The 7,807-nt window shown below is 36.5% G+C and carries 3 protein-coding genes; all 3 read right to left on the bottom strand.

Annotated features, from left to right (window positions below):
• Nucleotides 1-130 precede the first annotated feature (130 nt).
• Nucleotides 131-2,143 carry an OmpA family protein gene (locus tag FF52_RS16865; RefSeq protein ID WP_008467386.1) on the bottom strand — a complete coding sequence of 671 codons (2,013 nt, stop codon included), beginning with the start codon at nucleotides 2,141-2,143 and terminating at the stop codon, nucleotides 131-133.
• 8 nt (nucleotides 2,144-2,151) lie between these two features.
• Nucleotides 2,152-3,063, bottom strand: coding sequence for a type IX secretion system membrane protein PorP/SprF (locus tag FF52_RS16870; protein WP_008467387.1), 912 nt, complete (start codon nucleotides 3,061-3,063; stop codon nucleotides 2,152-2,154).
• 47 nt (nucleotides 3,064-3,110) lie between these two features.
• The coding region (locus FF52_RS16875) for a gliding motility-associated C-terminal domain-containing protein (protein WP_008467389.1) at nucleotides 3,111-7,807 on the bottom strand (4,697 nt) is incomplete at its 5' end.

Here is a 7,807-nt window from a genome sequence, read left to right on the forward strand (position 1 = left end):
TAGGAGTGACTGATTGGTAGAAAAAAAAAATCACACCACCCATCCATTATCCCGTAGGGATTATTTCTAAACAAAAAAACCTTTTCTAAAATTTAGAAAAGGTTTTTTGTAATTTATAAAGAAATGATTTTTACATCGATACAATAATAAACTCGCTTCGTCTATTTTGCATGTGTTGTTTTTCTGTACATTTTACACCATCAGCACATTTATTTACTAATTGCGTTTCGCCATAACCTTTTGCAGTTAGTCTGTCTTCGCTAATTCCTTTTTGAATCAACCAATTTTTAGTTGACTGTGCTCTTTTCTCCGAAAGAATCTGATTGCTTTCTGAAGAAGAACGGCTGTCTGTATGCGAACGAATATCAAGTTTCATAGCTGGATATTCATTTAAAAGATTTACCACTTTCATTAATTGCGGTTCTGATGTTTTCTTGATGGTTGCTTTACCCAAATCAAAGAAATTCATAGGCAGGTTTAATAGTTTTGCAATATCTACTCCTATTCTTATTGAACCCACTTTTACTGGGCTGATTACCGTTTTTTTAATTGCTACAGTTTTTGCTGCAAGTGGCTTAAATACTTTATTTAATGTAATCATTTGAGTAGTTTCTCCTTTTTCTTTAAGGATTGCTACCACAACTTCTTTGGCATTATAATCGTTTTTAGCCGTTCTAATAGTATATTTTTTACCGCATCTTAAATCAGGAAAAATGTAATTTCCTTTTTCGTCTGTAGTGATTGTTCCAACTGGATCAAATTTTTCATCAAACAAAGTCAGAGAAGTATTGGGCAATATCTCGTTTGTTTCTGCATCGGTAACCATTCCAGATAAATTTTGTTCGCAGATTAATCTTCTTGTTTCTGTAAATCTGTAAATATCGTCTAAACCTAGTCCGTTTTCTCTGTTTGAAGAAAAATAACCGCTTCTGCTTTTACTGTCAATGCTAAAAGCAAAATCGTCTTGCTTGCTGTTTACAGGTTCTCCAACATTTAAAACGTCATCAAAAGTTCCGTTTGCTTTTATTCTCGAAGCAAAAATATCTAGTCCACCTAAACCTGGACGTCCGTCAGAAGCAAAGTACAATTCGTTTTCTCCAGAAATGAACGGAAAAGTTTCTCTTCCTTCTGTATTGATTGTTGGTCCTAAATTTTCTGGCGCTCCAAAAGTTCCGTCTTGATTGATTTCAACTTTATAAATATCTGACTGACCCAAGGTTCCTGGCATATCTGATGCGAAATACAACGTTTTTTCGTCCACACTTAAAGCTGGATGCGCCGTACTATATTGGTCGCTGTTGAACGGAAGTTCTTTTACATTTTGCCAAGTGTTATCGATAAGTTCTGCTTTGTACAATTTAAGAAGCGTTACGTTTTTATCGTTGCTTCTTCTTTTACCGTCTGTAAAATTATTTCGCGTGAAATACATCGTACGTCCATCTTTTGTAAAAATCGGACTTGACTCATTGAAGTTGTCTTTTTTTCTTTTTACTAAAAGCTCTGGTTTTCCAACGCTTCCGTCTGGCATTAAATCGGCTGTATATAGTCTAGAAAATGATCTGTTTGTCCATTGAAAATTGGATTTCACAACTCCGCCCGTATCGCGCGCAGAAGTAAAAACAATTTTGTTATTGTAAACGACGCTTCCGTAATCTGAATATCTAGAATTGACTCCTGCATCGGCTATTTGAAATCGGCCTGAGTTTTCTTTGATATCTTCTAGATAGTTTTTATCGCTTCTGATTAAATCTGCTCTTTTTTCTGCATTTGCCTTATGATTGAATTTCTGTAAAATCTCATCAGACTTACGATAATCTCCAGCTGATTTTAATGATTGTGCATATCTATATAAATATTCAGCATCTTGATTTTCGTTTATTATAAATAATTGTTCGTACCATTTTAATGCGCTTTTGAGTTCTCCATTAAAATAATATGAATTTGCCAAGCGCTGAATTATTCCTTGATCGGTAGTCTGCTCAGTTACCAAACTCTCGTAAACTTTTATTGCATCCGCGTAAGCGTACTCTTCGTATTTTTTATCTGCATATTTTATGTTCATGTTTGTGAATGGGTTTTGTGCATTCACATTTGAAATAAAACTAGACAGTAAAAAGATCAAAATTAATTTTATAGCTTTCATAGGTTGTATTAAAAGAATCTTGGGGATATCATTTTATTGTAATTATTGAAGAATTCGAATCTTAAGAAAATCTCATGAGATCCAGAATTGTATTTTCTCAATTGCGTAGTTTCATGATCGTAACCATAACCGATATACATTCCTTTTGTCACTTGAAATCCTGCCATAGCACTAACAGAGGCACTCCAACGATAAGCAAGTCCTAAAACGAATTTGTCATTGAACATGAAGTTTCCTGAAACATCTACTTGCAAAGGTGCTCCTTCTACCATTTTGGCCATTAAAGCTGGTTTGAACTTTATGTATTCTAAACGATCCAAATTAAATACGTAACCTGCTATCAAATAATAATTGATTTTCTCTTTGAAAATAGCCACATCGTCTGAATCATAACGATTTGTTTCTATAAAATTAGGAACCGATAATCCGATGTAAGCTCTGTCAGAATGATAATAAATTCCAGCTCCGACATTTGGTGAAAATTTATTTTTTAGATTCTGAAATTGCGGGTCATCTTGATCTTCGTAGCTCAATTTATTAATATCGATATTGAAAAGATTGGCTGTTCCTTTTATACCAAAAGACAAATTCCATGATTCTGAAGTTGGAATCGTATAAGACAAATCTGCCGATAAAGTATTTTCTACCGTTGGTCCGATTTTATCATTTACCAAAGAAACCCCAAGTCCTAAATCACTATTTTTTAAAGGTGTATTAACCGAAAAAGTACTCGTTTCTGGCGCTCCATCTAACCCAATCCATTGCGTACGATACAAACCAAAAACGCTTAAAGCTCCACGTGAACCTGCATACGCTGGATTGACTTCGATTGTGTTGTACATGTATTGCGTGTACTGCGCGTCTTGCTGCGCATTGGACACAATCGAAAAAAACATAAAAACTAAAATTAATTTTTTCATTTATTAAGCTTTAAAACGGCTTAGCCTAAACTAAGCCGTATTCCATTTTATTTATTAAGGTATAAGTAACCAGATTCTTGGTGAGACTTCTGAGCGCTGTTTTTGTATTTTAAGATATAGAAATACGTTCCAACCGGAAGACCATCTGTTTGTTTGATTGTAGAACGTCCGTTAGAATATCCGACAAAAACTCTATCATTATTGTTATACTGATCTATACTGAAAACCAAAACTCCCCAACGATTATAAATTTCAACTGTATTGTCTGGGTAACATTCAATTCCTCTTATGTAGAATCTTGCATTCTTACTGTCTCCGTTTGGAGAGAAAGCATTCATTACTTTAATAGAACATCCGTTTAAGTCCAAGACTGTTGGACTATCTCCGCTATTGCTTGCATCGTCTGACTGATCTTCAACTACAACTCCTCTTACACTGCTTCCTTTTACGGTTGCCTGATTACTCACACTGCCTCGGTTAATATCTTCTTGAGTGATTTTGTAAATCGCTGTGAAATTCGTTTCATTAGATTCGTTTACACCCAAATTAATTGCTTGTCCTGAAACTACAACTCCTGGCAATGGATCGTTTATAGTGATTCCAACAAGAGGTACATTTCCTGTATTGGTTATTGTAAATTTGTATGTAATGGTTTCTCCTGCATTTGCAAAACCGCTCTTATTTTCGTCATTGAAAACTGCTGTTTTGATAACCGAAATAGCTGGAACTTCAACAAAAACATTTAATACGGCTGTTGAACAATTTGTTCCGTTAGCTTTTTCACAAACCTGATAAGTCAACGGATAATTTCCTCCTGGCGTGTTTGGCTTAACATTTACTGTTCCGTCAGCATTCCATTCAAAATATGGACTTTCTGTTACAGGTTTAATTGTAACATCTGCAGGATTTATTGGCTTACCGTTTATCAAGTCGTTGTCTAAAACATTTACAAATTCTAATGAACCGTTAATTCCGTCGGCACTAACATCATTATCATTGTTCAGAATAATTTTGTTATCTGTCGGCGTAGCTGGATCTACAACATTGTCTACTATAATCTTAATTACTGCTTGACTGCAATTTGATGTATTTGCAGCTTCACAAATCTGATAAGTCAATTCGTAAACCCCATCTGCTGTATTTGTTGCAATGTTGATTGAACCATCTGCATTCAATGAAATATTTGGATGTGCATCTGGAACCGATAAAACAACATCTGAAGCTTTAATTTTTGCTCCGTTTAATAAATCATTTTCAAAAATATTAATCGTAGCATTTACTCCTTTTTTCACATTTACAGGTCCCGTTTCATCATTATTTGCTTTTATTGAGAATGTTGGACGTGCATTACAATCTGACGTAGCTGGCGGATAAGCAACAGAAACTGTAACCGTTGGATTTAATGAAAACTCAATTTTCACTCCATTTCTCGTAGCTTCAAATCCGTCTGCTCCTTCTGACCATATTCCGTTATTTAAAATCCATCCTGGCCAATCTGTTCCATTTTTGTTGCTGTCAATCTCTGCTCCTGGCCACAAAATGTTTCCGCTTAATGGCAGATTTGTCTGAGTTGCCACAACATTATTATTACTATCAATCCATTTAACTGTTAATAAGTTATTTGTCGTGAAATTGTCTGGCGTAACAGTATAATTAACATAAGGAACATTGTTTGAGCAATAGCTATTTGCAACTACTGTCATTTTTGGTTCTGTTACGGTAACTTTTACAACATTTGAATCACAGTTATTTGGATTTAATTTTTCGCATATTGTGTATGTCAATTCATATTCTCCTGCAGGCGCATTAGGTGCTAGTACAACATTTCCGTCTGCATCAACAGTCAGATATCCTTTTGGATCTGCTTGAGTTACTTTAAGATCTACATCTGATGGCACTAATTTATTTCCATCTTTACTATCATTCTCAAAAACATTGATTACCTTCTGCGGAACGTTTACTCCAACTGCTGATGACACTAAATCTTCATTTGCCACAAGATTTCCACCTGTAACTTTTATTATTGTAATTACAGAATCACAATTTGTTGGATTTGTGTTTTCACAGATTTTATATTCTACATTATAATTTGCAGCTGGCGTATTTGGCGCAACATTAATCGTATGATCTGAATTTAAAGTTAATCCCGCTGGAAGCGTACCGATAATTTCAAACTTAACTTCTCCTGGCGCTGTTCCAATCACAATTGGATTTCCATTCAATTTGTCATTTGCAGTCAATGAAATGGTTGTCCCTCCGATATTTCCGTTTATTGAAGCTATCGCATCTTCAACTGCATCGATTACTGGCGTACCGACAGTCACTTTCACGGTATTTGAGCTGCAGTTGTCCGGGTTTAATTTCTCGCAGATTTCATAAGTCAGCTCGTAATCTCCTGCTGGAGGATTTGCTCCTAAAACAATGTTTCCATTTGCATCTATAGTCAGATATCCTTTCGGATCTGCCACAGTAGTTTTCAGCGTAACATCTGCTGGATCTAATGGCTTTGCATTTTTAGTGTCATTGTCAAAAACATTTTTGCCTAATGTCTGAGAAGCATTCGATCCTAAAACTGATGGAATTTCATCTGCATTTGCCACAAGGTTTCCTGCCGTAACCGGTACGGTAATAGTCACTGAATCGCAGTTTGCTGGATTTGTGTTTTCGCAGATTTTATATTCAACATTGTAATTTCCTTTTGGCGTATTTGGCGCAACTGTAATCGTGTAATCTGAATTTAAAGCTAATCCTGTCGGAAGCGTTCCGATAATTTCAAACTTAACTTCTCCTGCTGCTATTCCAACCACAATCGGGTTTCCATTTAATCTATCATTTGCAGTCAATGAAATTGTTGTCCCTCCGATATTTCCGTTTATTGGAGTTATTACATCTTCAACCGCATCGATTACTGGAGTTCCCACTGTCACTTTCACAGTATTTGAGCTGCAGTTGTCCGGGTTCAGTTTCTCGCAGATTTCATAGGTCAGCTCGTAATCTCCCGCTGGCGGATTAGCGCCTAAAACAATGTTTCCATTGGCATCTACAGTCAGATATCCTTTTGGATCTGCAACTGTAGTTTTCAGCGTAACATCTGATGGATTTAACGGCTGGGCATTTTTAGTGTCATTGTCAAAAACATTTTTCCCTAATGTCTGAGGAGCATTCGATCCTAAAACTGATGGAATTTCATCTGCATTTGCCACAAGATTTCCTGCTGTTACAGGTACTGTGATAGTTACTGAATCGCAGTTTGTTGGATTAGTGTTTTCGCAGATTTTATATTCTACATTGTAATTTCCTTTTGGCGTATTTGGCGCAACTGTAATCGTATAATCTGAATTTAAAGTTAATCCTGTCGGAAGCGTTCCGATAATTTCAAACTTAACTTCTCCAGCTCCTGTTCCAACTACAATTGCATTTCCGTTTAATTTATCATTTGCAGTCAATGAAATTGTTGTTCCTCCGATATTTCCATTTATTGGAGCTATCACATCTTCAACGGCATCGATTACTGGCGTTCCTACCGTTACCTTCACAGTGTTTGAACTGCAGTTGTCTGGATTCAGTTTCTCGCAGATTTCATAAGTCAGCTCATAATCTCCCGCTGGAGGATTGGCTCCCAAAACAATGTTTCCATTTGCATCTACAGTCAGATATCCTTTCGGATCTGCCGATGTAGTTTTCAGCGTAACATCTGATGGATTTAATGGCTGACCATTTTTAGTGTCATTGTCAAAAACATTCTTCCCTAATGTCTGAGGAGCATTCGATCCTAAAACTGATGGAATTTCATCTGCATTTGCTACAAGATTTCCTGCTGTTACAGGTACTGTGATAGTTACTGAATCGCAGTTTGCTGGATTTGTGTTTTCGCAGATTTTATATTCGACATTATAGTTTCCTTTTGGCGTGTTTGGCGCAACAGTGATTGTGTAATCTGAATTTAGCGTCAGTCCCGCTGGAAGCGTTCCGATAATTTCAAACTTAACTTCTCCTGCTGCCGTTCCAACTGTGATTGGGCTTCCGTTTAATTTATCGTTTGCTGTTAATGCTATTGTTGTCCCTCCGATATTTCCGTTTATCGAAGCTACCGCATCTTCAACCGCATCGATTACTGGAGTGCCAACTGTCACTTTCACAGTGTTTGAACTGCAGTTGTCCGGATTTAATTTCTCGCAGATTTCATAAGTCAGCTCGTAATCTCCCGCTGGAGGATTGGCGCCTAAAACAATGTTTCCATTGGCATCTACAGTCAGATATCCTTTTGGATCTGCAACCGTAGTTTTCAGCGTAACATCCGATGGATTTAAAGGCTGCGAGTTTTTAGTGTCATTGTCAAAAACATTTTTTCCTAATGTCTGGGGAGCATTCGATCCTAAAACTGATGGAATTTCATCTGCATTTGCCACAAGGTTTCCTGCCGTAACCGGTACGGTAATAGTTACTGAATCGCAGTTTGCTGGAACTGCGTCTACTTCACAGATTATATACTCTACGCTATAATTTCCTTTTGGAGTTCCTGGAGCTACTGTGATAGTTCCATTTGCATTTAATGTCAATCCTGATGGCAAAGTGCCTACAATATTTATTGTAACTTCTCCTGAATTAGTTCCAATTACTGCTTGGTTTCCATTTAGTGTATCGTTTCCTATTAGAGATACCGTTGTCCCGCCAATGTTGCCATTAATTGGAGTAATAGTATCTATTACTGCATCTATTATATTTACAACTTTAACTTCCGCAA

The sequence above is a fragment of the Flavobacterium sp. F52 genome, assembly GCF_000278705.1.
Lineage (GTDB): Bacteria > Bacteroidota > Bacteroidia > Flavobacteriales > Flavobacteriaceae > Flavobacterium > Flavobacterium anhuiense.